This is a genomic window from Photorhabdus sp. RM71S (genome assembly GCF_042879355.1).
Taxonomy (GTDB): domain Bacteria; phylum Pseudomonadota; class Gammaproteobacteria; order Enterobacterales; family Enterobacteriaceae; genus Photorhabdus; species Photorhabdus kayaii.
Genome location: NZ_JBHFKV010000008.1, coordinates 139,671 through 156,222, shown reverse-complemented (window position 1 = coordinate 156,222; position 16,552 = coordinate 139,671). Strand labels below are relative to the sequence as shown.

Here is a 16,552-nt window from a genome sequence, read left to right as displayed (position 1 = left end):
CTAGCAAAACTTCTGCATGACCACGCTCCGGCGTGGTTCTTTCCACAATTCATAAAATAATTCAATAATAGAGATAAAAATCCGTCACCAATTGCTGAAATTCTTGCGTATATGTACCGTCTGGTTGACGAATAGTCAATTCACTGATTAAACTGATTTTTTCCTGACGGGAAAATGCCAATAACATCCGATGCAATGGCTTACTTTGCCTGTCGCGGATATTGACCCGATGATGGGAAAACCAACCCAGACGACATGCCATTGTTTCAAATTCCTCACCAATGGCATATGGCAATACCACACAAAACAGACCATCCGCTGTAATCAACGTCTCGGCGTATTGTAATAATCGCTGGTGAGTCAGCGACCCCGTATAACGAGCCTGTTCCCTTGTCTCATTTCGACAAGCAACAGCCGGTTCAAAATAGGGGGGGTTACTGACAATTAAGTCATAACATTGCGAATACTGTTCAGCGAAATCACCAATATCCTGCTGATAAACATTTATTTTTTTCTGCCACGGAGATTGTTCTGCATTATCTTGCGCCTGCAATGCGGCCTCTGTATCCAATTCCACTGCATCAATTTTAGTATTTTCATCCGTACGCTGTGCTAGCATCAACGCAATGAGCCCACTGCCACAGCCAATATCTAAAATCGCTTTTTTGTCACTCACTGGAGCCCATGCTCCCAATAAAACGCCATCAGTTCCGACTTTCATCGCACACCGCTCATGACCAACAAAAAATTGCTTGAAAGTAAATCCATCCCGGCGTAAAAGTCGTTTCTGTTTCAAATTAATAACCTATATCTATTTAGCACAATAAATTTCGCCATAGGATAAAGGTTATTATGTTTCGGTAAAAGCTATCTACCTTAATTGACCGCTTTAATAGATGAACAATACGCCCAACCCGTTTATAATCGGCGGCCTAAACAGAGGTATATGATGACTGCAACAAACTTTTCTGAACTTGAGCTTGATGAACGCCTGCTTGACGCCCTGAATGATAAAGGTTATTCCCGCCCAACAGCAATTCAGGCTGCGGCTATTCCGGCAGCAATGGACGGGCGTAATGTACTAGGATCAGCGCCTACCGGTACCGGCAAAACCGCCGCTTACCTGCTGCCAGCTATGCAACATTTATTAGATTTTCCACGCAAGAAATCTGGACCACCACGCATTCTGATCCTGACGCCCACCCGTGAGCTAGCCATGCAAGTGGCAGATCAGGCAAAAGAATTCGCTGCACATACCAATTTGGATATCGCGACCATTACTGGCGGCGTAGCCTATATGAATCACGCAGAAATTTTCAGCGAAAATCAAGATATTGTCGTCGCCACTACAGGCCGTCTGCTGCAATATATCAAGGAAGAAAACTTTGATTGTCGGGCAGTTGAAACACTCATCCTTGATGAAGCCGATCGTATGCTGGATATGGGTTTTGCCAACGATATTGAAACCATAGCGGGTGAAACCCGTTGGCGCAAACAGACCATGCTATTCTCTGCTACTCTGGAAGGGGAAGCCATCCGTGATTTTGCTGAACGTTTACTGGAAGATCCAGTTGAAATTGATGCTGAACCATCACGCCGTGAACGCAAAAAAATCCAGCAATTTTACTACCGTGCAGATAATTTGGCACACAAAACAGCCCTACTTTGCCATTTACTAAAACAACCCGATGTCACTAAATCCATTATTTTTGTTCGCAAACGTGAACGTGTACATGAACTTGTGGATGAATTGCATCAAGCCGGCATTAAAGCCCGATTCCTTGAAGGGGAAATGGTACAAGCTAAAAGGACGGAAGCAGTTAAGCGCCTGAATGATGGCAGTATCACTGTTCTGGTTGCAACAGATATTGCTGCCCGTGGATTGGATATTGATGATATCAGTCATATTTTCAATTTTGATTTACCGCGCACCGCCGATATTTATCTACACCGTATTGGCCGGACAGCTCGTGCAGGTCGCAAAGGTACTGCAATTACCTTAGTGGAAGCACATGATCATCCTTTATTAGGCAAAATCAGTCGCTATCTGAATGAACCACTAACGTCGCGGATTGTTGATGAACTTCGCCCAACAACCAAAGCACCAAGTAACAAAGCCCACAATAAGCCATCGAAAAAAGTATTGGCTAAACGCAAAGAGAAAAAGAAAGCAGAAGACTCGAAGAAAAAAGTCAAAATACGTCATCGAGATAGCAAAAATATCGGTAAACGCCGTAAACCTTCCGGTAATCCAAAACCGGAAGTACCAACCAGTAGCGATGCGTAAATCTTTAAACGGGCCAGTTGGCCCGTTAATTATAATATGCAGTTGCACATAGTCAGATTATTCTGTGAGTAAATAGGCTCTCAGCATTCTCTATTTCTTTAAATAATCTATCGGGTATTTTGCCATCCCGAGTTTTTGCAGTCGATTATTTAATCGGTTTATGACAGAATTTATTTCCCGTCCCGATTAGAAACTTTCATTAAAATCTGCCCCTCTTGGAAAGTATATTGCCTAATTAGCCCATTAATATCCTCATTCCCCCTTTTTCCCAGAGGAATAAGGATTAGCTAAATCAATATTTGTATTTAATTTTTTACTAATAATTTTGTGAGGCGGATACTCTTTACACCAGTAACTCACACTACACTGACTGGCGATCCAAATGGCCTCCCCTCATCACAGATACAGCATGGCAGGGGAGAACAGAGAGTATTAGAGTTTCATAAACACTATTTATAGACGCTCTTGGTCCTGTTTCTGTACCAAGGAATAAAAAGATTTAGCGTTCCGCCCCAGAAAATACCGTCAAGCACACCATTGCTAAAGCCAAAAAACAGATTGAAATGTAACGAATGCAACAACACGAGGTGAATGCTTAACATAGCCGTAATAATAAACTTAACGATAAATGTGATAACAATCAGCGTCAGCGTCAACGAAGTGCCAGGACGGATGATTAAATCACTGCCTGCTTTTTCACGTAATCTTGGTTGAGAGCGCCACAGACCCCATCCCATTACAATCCCGACGAGTAAACCCGCCATCATCGTTATCAAAGCTAAATCTGAGAATGTAGTTTCACAAATGACGCTATATACCCCCCAAACCAAGAATACTATTGGTAGTAAGAAAAGGCGATCAATTCGCATTTCACGATCGTACAAGGCACTGATCCCACGCCTGATGAGAAAAGCAAAAAGAATCCAGACCCATATTGGGGTATCTTTAATAATGGTGGTCAGTGACATATTATTCTCCTTTCATATTTTGCGAGTTAAGAAGACTACACTGTAGAAATAGTTTTTTGCTTGTTCCTGTAATGATTTCTCATCACGCCCGGTACGTACTTAGACACAATTATGGCAATCACAATAAATCCTAAAGAAACCAAACGCAGATAGATCGTCCAACTGAAGTAGTCGTTTATCACGCCATTAATAACAAAGACGCTCATCCAGACAAGTGCTATATATTTGTTTATTTCATAAAAGAGAAAATGTTTATACCTGTGATTATTGAAAATGCTTGATTTTCCCCAAACTAAGGCTCATGGTATCCGTCATGAAAATATTCATTACCGGTGAACAGAAAGCCGAACTCGAACACCTTCATCACACCTGCCGTGATAAGAGGGAATGTGATCGCATCAAAGCGGTTCTGCTGGCTTCTGAGGGCTGGAGTTCTGTCATGATCGCTCAGGCCCTGCGTCTGCATGAAACAACGGTTAATCGTCATATCAGCGATGACCTTAATCACCGCAAACTGAAGCCCGAAAATGGCGGCTCTCAGAGCCACCTCAGCGAAACACAGACGCGGGAACTTATCGCTTGTCTGACCGCAAATCTTCTGCCTACCACACAGGCGGTTATCCGCCTTGTCGAAGAACGGTGGGATATCAGTTACACCGTTCCCGGCATCAATAAATGGCTGCACCACAATGGGTTCAGTGATAAAAAACCGACCAGCGTGCCACACAAGTTCAACGCGGAACAGCAACGGGCCTTTATGGAAACCTACGGGAAACTGAAACAGGAAGCCGGAGACCATGAGCCTTTTATGACACTCTCTTCACACGTCAAATCAAGCTGTATCGCCTTTACCTGATTACCATATTTTTTTGTTAACTCTTCAGCTCTGCTATCTCCTTGCCACCAAGTAAACGTAACATTATATTGTTGCACAATGAGATCGTCGATAATACTCATTCCCACTTCTGAAGTGCCAGCCAGTACTAATGCAGAACGTTTTTTTCTGACAGCATTATTTTCAAAGTACTCTCTTCATTTTTCATTATTGTTTCCTTTACACTATCGAAACTGACTCTTAAAATATACTAATGCAATTTTTAAACTGCACCAATTCATATATACAGTGATAAAGAAATTTGGTATTTCATGTAGAATATACCCAATAAACTTCAAAATGCAGTTTTTAGCACCTGAAAATGGTCGTTAATTCTGGACGTCAGCGAGTCCGCTATATCAGGTAGCGTTGTAGTGAAAAATTTGAACACTTTGTCTCGAAATTCATGTTTATCCGCGAAATAACGGTTATTTCGAACCTGTTCATTCATGACCTTCCATAATCGCTCTATCGGGTTTAAATTTGGGCTGTATGGAGGAAGGTAATGTAATTCAATATTGCTAACATAAGCCCACTCCTTCACAAGATGAGCTTTGTTGTAACCCGCCCCATCCACAATAAGATGAATTTTTTGATCATAGTCAGGATAAGACTTTCTTATTTCATTAAAAAAACAGCAAATATTGTAGTCATTGAGGGTTTGATATTCCTGGAACACGGTACGACCAATGGCATTCAGGTTGAGCGCGCCCAATAGATTCAGGCGAGTCCGGCTTCCTGTTGTTTTGACTGTTTTTTTCTCGCCCTTTCGCATCCAGCCATAACCGAGTTTGGTACCTTGAGTCGGGTGAACCGCGTCAAGAAAAAGGATGGGTTCGTCTTTCGCTGTAACTTTAAGATTTTCATAATATTCAATAAATTGTCGCTGTTTTTCTGCGTCGAATTTATGAGGGACGCCACAAGGTTTTTTATAACTGAATCCATTATGGTGCAGCCATTTATTCATGCCGGGAACGGTGTAACTGATATTCCACGCTTCTTTGACAAGGTGGATAACCGCCTGTGTGGTGGGCAGAAGATTCGCGGTCAGATAAGCGATAAGTTCCTGCGTCTGTGTTTCGCTGAGGTGGCTCTGAGAGCCGCCATTGTCGGGCTTGAGTTTGCGGTGATTAAGGTAATCGCTGATATGACGATTAACGGTCATTTCATGCAGGCGCAGGGCCTGAGCGATCATGACAGAACTCCAGCCCTCAGAAGCCAGCAGGACCGCTTTGATGCGATCACACTCCCGCTTATCACGGCAGGTGTGATGAAGGTGTTCAAGTTCGGCTTTTTGTTCATCGGTAATGAATATTTTCATGATGGATACCATGAACCTCATTTGGGCGAAAATCAAGCAGTTTCAATGAGCACGGGTATAACCCCATAAAAAACATATAAATTTATCAATTAAAATCCAACAAATGAAACCAAATGTAATATGTTGAAAATAGTCTTTTTCATAATCAGAAAGAGACATTTTATTACTAGAGCCGTGTCTGCACTTACTGCTATAGAACATCTCGATGTAATCAAAAATATCGCTTCTGGCTTCTTCCAGAATCGAGTAAACTTTTCGCTTAATACAATCCCGTCTCAGCAACAGGAAAAAATTTTCAGTTACCACACTATCATGGTAGTTACCACGCTCACTCATACTGCTTTCCAGTTTTAGAATTTCTTTCAGGTTATTGTTAAATTTCAGATCAGACTTGTCCATAATGAATTCCTTAAATCTTAGCGAGTTTATTCTAGCAATCACGCAAGTTTTTGATCATCTATAATAAATGATCAGTCTTAAAGCGACCATAAATTCTGCTTCACAGCTAACAGTTATTTAGAGAAAAATTACTTTCAAAAAAACCATGTTACCGCCAATTTATATGAGTGAATGCAATATAAATATAACACTTATCCCAAGTTCATTTTTCTACCTTTAAATTAAAGTTAAATAAATATGAACTATTTTTTTGAGATAAAGATCAAAGATAATTTAAATAAGTGAATATTATTTAATGTTAATTACGAGTTCTATTATTTGTTTTTCACAAAAACATGCTACATCAGTAAATTAATTTGATTTTTTCCCTATTAGTTATAAATAAAGAAACATTTTCTCGAAAAAATAAATAATTTAACATTCTACGCCAAACAACTTACGAGAACCTCTAAATACTTCCCTTGATCTCGAAATTGAATAAAATATAAACAATGCCGTTCCTGACAAGGTAACCTCATCATGATGATTCGCTCTTCTCAGCAAAAATATCCTAGTGCAGGTAATTTACCTAAGCGCTATGCTTACTTATTGGAAACATTAAGCATGTTTGAATTACCAGCGAAGCTTCCTGACAGAAAATATCCGAGAGTAGTGAGGCGTAAACCGCAAAAATACCCGGTAAAAATAGAGGCCAATCAGCTTAACTGACTGGCATTAGGCCAAATAGCCCGTTTTTATCTTACTTTAAATAATATCGGCTGACTTGCTGCGCTTTCAGCCAATTATTGACTTTATCATATTCAGCCTGCATCTCACGGCTACGTACTTTCAGTGGTGTGAGATTGAAATAGATCTGGAACGTTGACTGCTGCTTATTCTGTAATGTGGGATCAGCGCCTGACTTCAACAATATCAACGCCAGTTCCGGTGAGTTAATTTTAGCTGCAATATGTAACGAAGTATCCCCAACCCGATTAGCCAAGTTGGGGTTAGCTCCTGCTATCAGCAGTAATTTAACCTGAACCTTTCTCCCTACCTGAACCGCAGCATGTAAAGGTGTTGCTAAAGTGACAGGATGAATAATATTCACATCAGGCGAGAATGATAATAAAGATTTAAGATAATCAGGATTGTTGATTTTTGCAGCCGTATGTAAAGCACTTTCTTGTTGCAACCCAGGTTGAGTAGGATCAGCTCCATCCCTCAGCAAATTATTAACATCATCCATTCGCTGATTGAATATCGCCCATTGTAACGGAGTTATATTTTCTTCACTCCGCTGACAATCTAGTTCCGATTCAGGCTCAATTACTTCATTAATTTTCATCACACTTCTCTTTAATTATGCGGAAATGCTCAGATCCGGTTCATTAAGCATGACTAGAGATTCTTCTTGCTGTTCATCATTTAAAGATGACCAAGGTTTGTATATCGTTAATAATTCCAGCACCTTTTCAAGAGAATGTGCTTTTAATCCACGTATCAGATTATTAGGAAAACCTTTGCCTGATTCTTCCGAATCATCATTATATTTCAGTAAGATTTTATGTCCTATTGGCTGAGATACCGGCAGTTTTTGTTGTAATGCATCAAGTAAATCATGCTCCACAACATAATGGCGTACCAATCCATTTTCAGCGATAGCCCTACCCTCTTGAGGTGAAAAACCCAAATTTTTCATCATATTGTCAGAAACACCAGCTGAATTAAATATTACCGCAGGCTTTCCAATTGATAATGCGGCTGTCGCGGCTAATCCACCTCCCAAAGAGTGCCCAGTAAATAACAAGTTTTCCCCAAATGCTATTCTGGCAGTACGAGCTAAATCAATTGCTTGATGATATTGAGCTTCATCAAATCCAAAACCTTGTCGTAAATTAGTTAATATATCCTTCAAATCATTAGTGCCCACAAAAGCCACTATGTAGAGATCGTCATTCCGATAAATACCTGCCTGAAAGCCTGTTGTTTCATCCCTTAAATTTGCCGGCTCTATTCCTGCCTTTAATAATTCACCATCAGAAAGACGAACATAATCACCTATTCCCATCGTGGTGCGTATGTAAACATCATCAGAAATTAAGGTCAACATATAATCAATCTCATGAGATTGCTTACCACTAATTTGCTCAGACTTAATTCCTGTGATTGACTTTAAATTAACGTTAATACTCTGTTCATTAATTAATGATTGATAGACTCTATTATTTTGTTTAGTTATTTCCGAGAGGGAAAAAACTTCAGTGGTCGTTTTTTCAATATTCTGGTCTGGAACAGAAGGCGGTGTAACAAGTTGAAGATTATTTAAAACGGGAAAACTTGAATCGACTGATAGATTCATTTCAATTGATAAACTCATAAAATTCCCCTAAGGATAGCTGAAAATAATCGACGATTTAATCAGTACAACTAATCTATCGGCAGAGAACGCCATTAAGTTAAATCAATGTTTAAATTTTGTTAATAAAATTAACCACCTGTGATTCTTCTCTCTGATAACAGAGAAATTTCTACCTATTATTTGTCAATAAATAGCCAGAAAAGAGTCAAAGTGAACTGACTACTTACAACAAATACTGTTTTGGCTTCATACAATATTCAAACGATCCAGCTTATCCTTAACCACAATCTGGCCCTTCACGGTGTTAAATACCTTTAATCATTTCTATCTCTACGTTCGCACAATAAACCAAATTATCAATGACTTATCTTGGTTATTTGGTCAAAACAATATGCCTCATTCCTATATACCCACACAAATGAGGATACTCATTGATTCAAAACAGTTAATTTCATATAGTTACTATAAAACATACTGCTACCTTACGTTTTAAATAAGTTTCTATAGCTAACCTCAAAGCAATTTTTTGGATAAACTTTCAAAAATACTTTACAACATTGAAATAGTTATCAAGAATTTAGTTTTAGTATGCATCAAAGGTTTTCCTCTGATTTTGTAATCGGTAAGCTAACATCCATTTGGTAATTATATAAAAAGGATTTACTATGTCCGCACCCCTCACATGGCACGACGTAATCGGTAACGAGAAAAAACAGCCCTATTTTCTCGACACGCTGGCCTATGTCGCAAAAGAACGTCAGGCAGGTAAAACTATTTATCCGCCACAACAGGATGTATTTAATGCATTCCGCTACACCGAATTGGCTGATATTAAGGTGGTGATACTTGGGCAAGACCCTTACCACGGCCCCAATCAGGCACATGGCCTCTCTTTTTCTGTACAACCGGGTATTCCTGCGCCACCTTCTCTGGTTAATATGTACAAAGAGCTGGCATCCGATATACCTGACTTCCAGCATCCAAATCACGGTTGCCTAGTCAGTTGGGCTAAACAAGGGGTGTTACTACTCAATACCGTACTCACCGTAGAACGTGGTAATGCACACTCCCACGCGAATCTGGGGTGGGAAACTTTCACTGATAAAGTCATTGCCGCTATCAATGAGCACCGTTCAGGCGTCGTTTTTCTGCTTTGGGGCTCCCACGCTCAGAAAAAGGGCTACTTTATTGATGCTAATAAACACCATGTTCTCAAAGCACCTCATCCATCTCCACTATCTGCTCACAGAGGGTTCTTTGGCTGCAAACACTTTTCAAAAGCCAATGCATTGCTAGAAAAACAAGGCATCGCGCCAATTAACTGGACACCTGAGTTGCCACAATAAAAAAATGCCGCCCCTGTTGGAGCGGCATTGATACTTATTACTGAACTAAAATTACTACTGAGCTAAAATTACTTTGATACAGCTACCATTGCCGGGCGTAACAAACGGCCATTTAAGGTATACCCTTTCTGCATGACCATCATGACATGATTTGGTTCATGCTGATCGGATTCCATCATGGTCATAGCCTGATGAATTTCAGGATTAAAAGGAACATTTGTGTCGCCAACAACTTCAATACCAAATTTACCCACAGCCCCAAGGAAAGACTTCAACGTCAGCTCGATGCCTTCAACCATAGGTGCTATTTCGGTATTAGTACGATCTGCCACCTCCAAAGCGCGCTCAAGATTATCAATCACTGGCAACAGTTCATTGGCAAATCTTTCTAACGCAAACTTATGGGCTTTTTCCACATCTTGCTCAGTACGACGACGGATATTTTCAACTTCAGCCTTAGCACGCAAAATGGCATCACGTTCACGTTGTTGCGCCTGCTTGAGCTGTTCTTCCAGCTCTGCGACACGCGGATCAACAACGCTTTCTGTCTCTGATGCTTCTGCTTTATCCGCACTATTTTGCTGTTCAGATACAACTTCCATATCTTCCGAGACTTGCTCGTCAGGCATTTTTTGTTCTTTACTACTCATGAATATCTCCGCGTATTTGGCATTAATCTCGCTACTTAGCCTATTATGGGGATCTAAACTGGGGATTCAAGGGAACCCGCCGTATTGTGAGGATAAAACCTCTTGCTAGAAGGCAATTACAACGATGAATAAAAAATTCAAATGCATAGGTATTGTTGGTCATCCTCGCCACCCAGAAGCACTTGCTACTCATGAGATGCTTTATCATTGGTTAAAATCCAAAGGTTATTCTGTCATTATTGATCGTCAGATTGCCAAAGACATTGGTTTAAAAGATGCACAAACTGGCGGTCTGACTGAAATTGGCAAACAAGCTGATTTAGCTGTCGTTGTTGGTGGTGACGGCAATATGTTGGGCGCTGCCCGGGTCCTTTCCCGTTATGACATTAAAGTCATTGGTATTAACAGAGGCAATCTAGGTTTTCTGACCGACTTAGATCCTGATAATGCTTTGCAACAACTTTCTGAAGTATTGGATGGCGAATATCGGAACGAACACCGTTTCCTACTAGAAGCTCAAGTCAGAAGAAACGGCCAGAAACCTCGTATCAGTACCGCTATCAACGAAGTCGTACTCCATCCAGGGAAAGTGGCACATATGATTGAATTCGAAGTCTATATTGATGAACGTTTTGCCTTTTCCCAACGTTCTGACGGACTAATTATCGCAACGCCAACTGGTTCCACAGCTTACTCGCTTTCCGCAGGTGGGCCAATTCTGACACCAAATCTGGATGCTATCGTCCTGGTACCGATGTTCCCACATACATTGTCTTCTCGGCCATTGGTTATCAGCAGTGAAAGCAGCATCAGGCTGAAATTTTCCCAAAATAGCAACGATTATGAAGTCAGTTGCGATAGCCAAATAGTTCTACCTATACAGGATGGAGAGGATGTAATTATTAGCCGCAGCAAACAGAAGCTCAATCTCATTCATCCTCAAGACTATAATTACTTCAACACATTAAGTACAAAACTAAGCTGGTCTAAAAAAATGTTCTAAAAAATTAGGTTTCACTACTTTACTGTATAAAAAACCAGTTTATACTGTATGAAGATACAGAGATGTTTTTATACACAGGAGAAGTGTGATGCTCACCCAGTTAACCATTAGCAATTTTGCCATTGTTCGTGAGCTTGAAATTGACTTCCAGCCAGGCATGACAGCCATCACAGGTGAAACCGGCGCGGGTAAATCCATCGCAATTGATGCATTAGGTTTATGTCTGGGTAATCGTGGTGAGGCCAATATGGTGCGTAGCGGGGCTTCTCGTGCTGATATTTGTGCCCGGTTTTCTCTTTCTGATACGCCTTCTGCTCGCCAATGGCTAGAAGCACACCAACTTGATGACAGTAATGAATGCTTACTACGCCGTACAATAACGTCAGATGGTCGTTCCAGAGGCTTTATCAATGGCACTGCCGTACCGATTTCCCAATTACGCGAATTGGGTACCCACCTTATTCAAATTCACGGTCAGCATGCCCATCAATTACTATTAAATAACGGCCACCAAAAACGCCTGCTTGACACTTACGCTAATCAATTCAATCTGCAAAATGAAATGAAACAGGCATATCATCAATGGCACCAAAGTTGTCAGGATCTGGCTCGATTCCAACAACAGGCGCTTGAACGTCAATCTCGTCAACAGTTACTGGAGTATCACTTAAAAGAACTTAATGAGCTGGCACCACAATCAGGTGAATATCAAGAACAAGATAATGAATATAAACGGCTAGCAAACCGTGGTCAGCTACTGTCTGTCAGCCAAACCGCACTCCAGTTACTTAGTGATAACGATGAACAAAATATTACCAGTCTGCTGAACTACGCCAAACACGAACTGGCAGAACTCATCACTATGGATAATAAATTCAGTCAATTACTCACTATGTTGGAAGAAGCATCCATTCAAATTAATGAAGTCAGCGATGAACTCCGCCACTACGGTGATCAACTGGATATGGACCCAAATCGTCTTTTTGAGCTGGAACAAAAAATTTCACAACAAATTAGAGTGGCCCGCAAACACCACGTTGTACCAGAAGAACTTCCTTCACTACATCAACAATTATTAGAAGAACAGCAATTACTGGCGCAGCAAGAAGATGACTGCACCCACCTTAGCGAGCAGGTTAATAAACACCATAAGCAGGCATTGGAAGTTGCAGAAAAATTGCATCTGGTTCGCCAACAATATGCTAAAGAACTAAGTGAACTCATTACTCACAGTATGCATCAACTCGCCATGCCTCATGGTCGCTTTACCATTGATGTCTCTTTTGCACCTGAACATCTGAATGCTGATGGTTCAGATAAAGTTGAATTTAACGTCACCACTAACCCCGGTCAGCCACACCAATCTCTCGCAAAAGTTGCTTCAGGTGGTGAACTTTCCCGTATTGCGCTGGCAATTCAGGTTATAACGGCTAAGAAAATGGAAACGTCCGCCTTGATTTTCGATGAAGTAGATGTTGGTATCAGTGGCCCAACAGCTGCAATTGTCGGCCGTCTGTTACGTCAATTAGGCGAATCTACACAGGTTATGTGCGTCACCCACCTGCCTCAAGTAGCCGGTTGTGGTCACCAACACTTTTATGTCAGTAAACAGACTGATGGTGAAGAAACTGAAACTCAAATGCAATTGCTGGATAAAAAATCCAGATTACAAGAGCTAGCGCGGCTTCTCGCAGGCAGTGAAGTGACAAAAAATACCCTGGCAAACGCTAAAGAGCTGCTTGCCGCGTAATCTGATACAACTTTTGCGTATATTTAGGGTCATAGCTAAAGCTTGTATACCCTCTGGATTTCAAGATGCATCGCGACGGCAAGAGAACGAATCCCCGGGAGTATAGGTAACTATGTGACCGGGGTGAGTGAGCGCAGCCAACAAAGAGGCAACTTGAAAGATAACGGGTATAAAGGTTTTCAATCTCGTCAAGGTCTATTATTATCAACCTCCTGACTCCTAAAGGAATGTAATTACCATGCGCTGTAAAATGTTGACTGCCGCTGCTGTATCATTTGTCATGCTGACTGCGGGTTGCTCTACGTTGGAACGGGCTGTTTATCGCCCTGACATTAATCAGGGGAACTACCTAACACCGACTAGTGTATCAAAAATCCACAAGGGAATGACCCAGCAACAGGTAGCTTACACATTAGGAACACCGATGTTACAAGACCCGTTTGGAACTCAAACGTGGTTTTATGTATTTCGTCAGCAACCTGGGCACGAAAAAGTGACTCAGCAAACTCTGACCCTGACATTTGGCAGTAATGGTGTACTGACTGATATTAAAAACGAAAATTCACTTACCGAAGATCTTCAATAACCAAAGAGATATAAATAGACAGTCAGTCAAAAAAATAGATGACTGACTGTCTATGGTAATTATTGAGCATTATTTTTAGCCCGCTCAGCACGCTTACGACGCATTTCTTTTGGATCAGCCAATAATGGGCGGTAAATTTCCACCCTATCACCCTCTTCCAAAATATCCGTCAACTTGACAGGACGGCTATAAACCCCAACTTTATTCTTTTGCAAATCAATATCATTACGCAAAGTCAGCAAACCTGATGCAACTATTGCCTGCTCAACAGTTGAGCCTTGAGTCAATTTCACCGTACGCAGATATTGGCGATCGGGCAATGCATAAACAACTTCGATATTGATATCAGACACGATAAACCTCACGTGCACGCAGAGTAAAAGCCTGCACCATACTTCCAGCCAGCTCCTTAAAAATCTTACCGAAAGCCAATTCAATCAGCTTATTAGTGAATTCAAAATCAAGGTGTAACTCAACTTTACAGGCATCTTCACTCAATGGTATGAACTGCCAGCCTCCCATCAACTTACGAAAAGGCCCGTCGACCAATTGCATATTAATGCTTTGGTTATCGGCCAGAATATTCCGGGTAACAAAAGTCTTACTTATACCCGCTTTCGAAACATCGACTGATGCAGTCATTTCGTTACTGCTAACACTCAGCACCCGACTGCCGACACACCCCGGCAAAAAATCCGGGTAAGAACCGATATCATTGACCAATTTATACATTTGTTCCACGCTGTACGGTACTAACGCAGAGCGACTAATCTGTGGCATATAATTTCCTGTAAGGCTTAATTGTAGCAAATAATATCACCTATACGTGATCAAAGAAAAAACTGTCAGCGTATAATGCAATAAACACGCATTAATCAGCAAATATGCGCGGGAAAAGATTTCTTTCACCAAACCATTCAGTATAATGCATACACTATGACAAAGAAAAAAGCACACAAACCCGGTTCGGCAACCATTGCCATGAATAGACGAGCTCGTCACGAATACTTCATTGAAGAAGAATTTGAAGCGGGTCTCTCGTTACAAGGATGGGAAGTCAAATCACTGCGCGCTGGTAAAGCCAACATCAGCGACAGTTACGTTTTGCTCAAAGATGGCGACGCTTATCTTTTTGGTGCCACCATCACCCCGTTAAATGTAGCTTCTTCCCATGTCGTTTGTGATCCAATGCGTTCACGCAAACTCTTACTTAATCAGCGCGAACTTGACTCATTATATGGTCGAGTTAATCGTGAAGGTTATACTGTTGTTGCCTTATCTCTCTATTGGAAAAACGCCTGGAGTAAAGTCAAAATTGGCGTAGCAAAAGGTAAAAAGGCACACGACAAACGTTCGGACATTAAAGAACGTGAATGGAAATTAGACAAAGCGCGTATTATGAAGAATGCAGGGCGATAAATTCTGGCATTATGGTTTAGTATTCTGATATACTTGCGTTTAAGACACTTGGGGCTGATTCTGGATTCGACGGGATTCGCGAAACCCAAGGTGCATGCCGAGGGGCGGTTGGCCTCGTAAAAAGCCGCAAAAAAATAGTCGCAAACGACGAAAAATACGCACTAGCAGCTTAATAACCTGCGCAGAGCCCTTTCTCCCTAGCCTCCGCTCTTAGGACGGGGATCAAGAGAGGTCAAACCCAAAAGAGATCGCGTGGATGCCTTGCCTGGGGTTGAAGCGTTAAATTTAATCAGGCTAGTTTGTTAGTGGCGTGTCTATCCGCAGTTGGCAAGCGAATGTAAAGATTAGACTAAGCATGTAGTACCAAGGATGTAGGAATTTCGGACGCGGGTTCAACTCCCGCCAGCTCCACCAAATTAGTAGGGACAGTGATAGGACAACAGCTTTAAAAACAGTGAGTTAGCAAAGTTGATTGGACACTGACCGGACGATGAAGGGACACAAAAGAATACGCAAAGGAGCCGCGGAGCTTTTGGAAAAACCAACCATAATTAGGTTGGTTTTTTTATGCCCGTAGCACAGCAACCAACTCCTCACAGTCAGGTGTTAATACTATGCTCATTAAAAGGGCCAACACCTCTATCATAATGCGTAGTGCAAAATAAAATGCCTCATCAGATCTCTGCTTCATATGGCATTATTTATAAATCCAGCACCTGATACCACCAGCTTCTGATGCACACATGTAACTCAACTTCATATACAATCGCCTTAGTAATCGGTATTTCTGGTGTGGCATATCCTATGTTCATGGAGTTCGGTTTGTGCCACTTAAACGGTCATTTTATTTACCAATGTCACCCTATCGGCGAAATGGCTATACTATGATGTGCCGATAAACAGTTTATATTTGTGGGAGTAATTTTGAAACGTATACCGCCAGAATTGTTTAAGTCTGAGATGAAACGAAAAGGCTGGACGCGCCGCGAACTGGCTATACGGTGGGGCAAATCAGAAACATGGATCAGCAAAATAGTGAATAATATAGAACGGGATCAACACTGGAATGATGCCCTCAATGGACTGCCTGAAAACGAAAAATCCAGGTAAACTATAGGTCATATTTTTATTGCAGAAAAGTGACCTATCGTTCATAATCCAACATTGAGAGACTATTTTCACTGACGCAGAGCTACCGGGCTGCCACCCGATAACCCTGCTTACCACAACTAACTATATAAGGTAGTTAATTATGGCTAAACGCGATAATAAAACAATTCAGCGAATTTCCCAAGCTGAACGTTTTGGCAAGGTAGCTAAAAACGGTATTTCTTTAAAAGGAAAATGGTTACAGGAGGCGGGATTTACCTTCGGAATGCCACTAAAAATCCGGGTGATGCCGGACTGTATTGTTATTACCGCCCAGAACACCCAGGAACTCTGGCAATGCCTGGAAGGACTGAGTATTGAGCCATTTAACCCCAATGCTGCTATTGACTGGATTAAGTATTATCCTGGTGGGTTGATGATTATCTAATAGACTAAAGCATAAATGGACTACACCTTTAAATGTTGGATGGTTATCCAACATTTTGAGGACGATTCAAT

At 41.3% G+C, this 16,552-nt stretch carries 17 protein-coding genes, 1 other RNA gene and 2 pseudogenes; 11 read left to right on the top strand and 9 right to left on the bottom strand.

What is annotated here, in order from left to right; translation table 11 throughout:
• Nucleotides 1-61 precede the first annotated feature (61 nt).
• Entirely contained in the window at nucleotides 62-796 is a 735-nt protein-coding gene (locus tag ACGF5R_RS07150; protein WP_112876377.1) for a tRNA1(Val) (adenine(37)-N6)-methyltransferase, read from the bottom strand.
• A 153-nt stretch (nucleotides 797-949) separates the two neighbouring features.
• On the opposite strand from ACGF5R_RS07150, the gene srmB reads away from it, so the two are divergent.
• Complete coding sequence (gene srmB, locus ACGF5R_RS07145) at nucleotides 950-2,287, top strand: ATP-dependent RNA helicase SrmB (RefSeq protein ID WP_262980197.1); 1,338 nt, start codon at nucleotides 950-952, stop codon at nucleotides 2,285-2,287.
• Between the two features lie 449 nt (nucleotides 2,288-2,736).
• On the opposite strand, the gene ACGF5R_RS07140 is transcribed toward srmB, so the two are convergent.
• Complete coding sequence (locus ACGF5R_RS07140) at nucleotides 2,737-3,255, bottom strand: DUF6622 family protein (protein ID WP_112876379.1); 519 nt, start codon at nucleotides 3,253-3,255, stop codon at nucleotides 2,737-2,739.
• A gap of 313 nt (nucleotides 3,256-3,568) precedes the next feature.
• Here ACGF5R_RS07140 and ACGF5R_RS07135 point away from each other — a divergent pair.
• A pseudogene (locus tag ACGF5R_RS07135) lies at nucleotides 3,569-4,066 on the top strand (winged helix-turn-helix domain-containing protein); the annotation flags it as partial.
• A 358-nt stretch (nucleotides 4,067-4,424) separates the two neighbouring features.
• Here ACGF5R_RS07135 and ACGF5R_RS07130 read toward each other — a convergent pair.
• Both ACGF5R_RS07130 and ACGF5R_RS07125 read right to left on the bottom strand, forming a co-directional pair.
• On the bottom strand, nucleotides 4,425-5,450 hold the full coding sequence (locus ACGF5R_RS07130) for an IS630 family transposase (RefSeq protein WP_387690271.1): 1,026 nt from the start codon (nucleotides 5,448-5,450) through the stop codon (nucleotides 4,425-4,427).
• A 117-nt stretch (nucleotides 5,451-5,567) separates the two neighbouring features.
• Nucleotides 5,568-5,798 (bottom strand): annotated as a pseudogene (locus tag ACGF5R_RS07125) (IS3 family transposase); the annotation flags it as partial.
• A 570-nt stretch (nucleotides 5,799-6,368) separates the two neighbouring features.
• On the opposite strand from ACGF5R_RS07125, the gene ACGF5R_RS07120 reads away from it, so the two are divergent.
• Nucleotides 6,369-6,557 (top strand): hypothetical protein, encoded by a 189-nt coding sequence (locus ACGF5R_RS07120; RefSeq protein WP_112876381.1) that lies wholly within the window; start codon nucleotides 6,369-6,371, stop codon nucleotides 6,555-6,557.
• 31 nt (nucleotides 6,558-6,588) lie between these two features.
• On the opposite strand, the gene ACGF5R_RS07115 is transcribed toward ACGF5R_RS07120, so the two are convergent.
• Both ACGF5R_RS07115 and ACGF5R_RS07110 read right to left on the bottom strand, forming a co-directional pair.
• A complete protein-coding gene (locus ACGF5R_RS07115) occupies nucleotides 6,589-7,176 on the bottom strand; it encodes an ankyrin repeat domain-containing protein (protein ID WP_112876382.1) in 588 nt (195 codons plus the stop codon).
• 15 nt (nucleotides 7,177-7,191) lie between these two features.
• On the bottom strand, nucleotides 7,192-8,208 hold the full coding sequence (locus ACGF5R_RS07110) for a phospholipase (RefSeq protein WP_262980147.1): 1,017 nt from the start codon (nucleotides 8,206-8,208) through the stop codon (nucleotides 7,192-7,194).
• 647 nt (nucleotides 8,209-8,855) lie between these two features.
• On the opposite strand from ACGF5R_RS07110, the gene ung reads away from it, so the two are divergent.
• Nucleotides 8,856-9,536: a uracil-DNA glycosylase gene (ung, locus tag ACGF5R_RS07105; protein ID WP_036777820.1), complete on the top strand. Its 681-nt coding sequence runs from the start codon at nucleotides 8,856-8,858 to the stop codon at nucleotides 9,534-9,536.
• Between the two features lie 68 nt (nucleotides 9,537-9,604).
• On the opposite strand, the gene grpE is transcribed toward ung, so the two are convergent.
• Nucleotides 9,605-10,186, bottom strand: coding sequence for a nucleotide exchange factor GrpE (gene grpE / locus ACGF5R_RS07100; RefSeq protein WP_011147556.1), 582 nt, complete (start codon nucleotides 10,184-10,186; stop codon nucleotides 9,605-9,607).
• Between the two features lie 124 nt (nucleotides 10,187-10,310).
• Here grpE and nadK point away from each other — a divergent pair, with 124 nt between their 5' ends.
• From nadK to bamE, 3 genes are all read left to right on the top strand, one after another.
• On the top strand, nucleotides 10,311-11,189 hold the full coding sequence (nadK, locus tag ACGF5R_RS07095; RefSeq protein WP_112876384.1) for an NAD(+) kinase: 879 nt from the start codon (nucleotides 10,311-10,313) through the stop codon (nucleotides 11,187-11,189).
• A gap of 88 nt (nucleotides 11,190-11,277) precedes the next feature.
• The gene (gene recN, locus ACGF5R_RS07090) at nucleotides 11,278-12,939 is read left to right on the top strand and encodes a DNA repair protein RecN (RefSeq protein WP_112876385.1); all 1,662 of its coding nucleotides are present in this window, start codon (nucleotides 11,278-11,280) and stop codon (nucleotides 12,937-12,939) included.
• Nucleotides 12,940-13,177: 238 nt separating this feature from the next.
• Complete coding sequence (gene bamE, locus ACGF5R_RS07085; protein WP_387690269.1) at nucleotides 13,178-13,525, top strand: outer membrane protein assembly factor BamE; 348 nt, start codon at nucleotides 13,178-13,180, stop codon at nucleotides 13,523-13,525.
• Between the two features lie 59 nt (nucleotides 13,526-13,584).
• On the opposite strand, the gene ACGF5R_RS07080 is transcribed toward bamE, so the two are convergent.
• Together ACGF5R_RS07080 and ACGF5R_RS07075 are read right to left on the bottom strand one after the other, a co-directional pair.
• On the bottom strand, nucleotides 13,585-13,878 hold the full coding sequence (locus ACGF5R_RS07080; RefSeq protein WP_387690267.1) for an RnfH family protein: 294 nt from the start codon (nucleotides 13,876-13,878) through the stop codon (nucleotides 13,585-13,587).
• A complete protein-coding gene (locus tag ACGF5R_RS07075; protein WP_112876387.1) occupies nucleotides 13,871-14,305 on the bottom strand; it encodes a type II toxin-antitoxin system RatA family toxin in 435 nt (144 codons plus the stop codon). Before ACGF5R_RS07075 ends, ACGF5R_RS07080 begins: the two co-directional genes overlap by 8 nt.
• Before the next feature lie 156 nt (nucleotides 14,306-14,461).
• On the opposite strand from ACGF5R_RS07075, the gene smpB reads away from it, so the two are divergent.
• From smpB to ACGF5R_RS07055, 4 genes are all read left to right on the top strand, one after another.
• Nucleotides 14,462-14,944: an SsrA-binding protein SmpB gene (smpB, locus tag ACGF5R_RS07070; protein WP_112876388.1), complete on the top strand. Its 483-nt coding sequence runs from the start codon at nucleotides 14,462-14,464 to the stop codon at nucleotides 14,942-14,944.
• A gap of 50 nt (nucleotides 14,945-14,994) precedes the next feature.
• Nucleotides 14,995-15,358: a transfer-messenger RNA gene (gene ssrA, locus ACGF5R_RS07065) on the top strand.
• A 510-nt stretch (nucleotides 15,359-15,868) separates the two neighbouring features.
• Entirely contained in the window at nucleotides 15,869-16,054 is a 186-nt protein-coding gene (locus ACGF5R_RS07060) for a helix-turn-helix transcriptional regulator (protein ID WP_049582210.1), read from the top strand.
• 142 nt (nucleotides 16,055-16,196) lie between these two features.
• Entirely contained in the window at nucleotides 16,197-16,481 is a 285-nt protein-coding gene (locus ACGF5R_RS07055) for a SymE family type I addiction module toxin (protein ID WP_112876389.1), read from the top strand.
• Nucleotides 16,482-16,552: the final 71 nt, after the last annotated feature.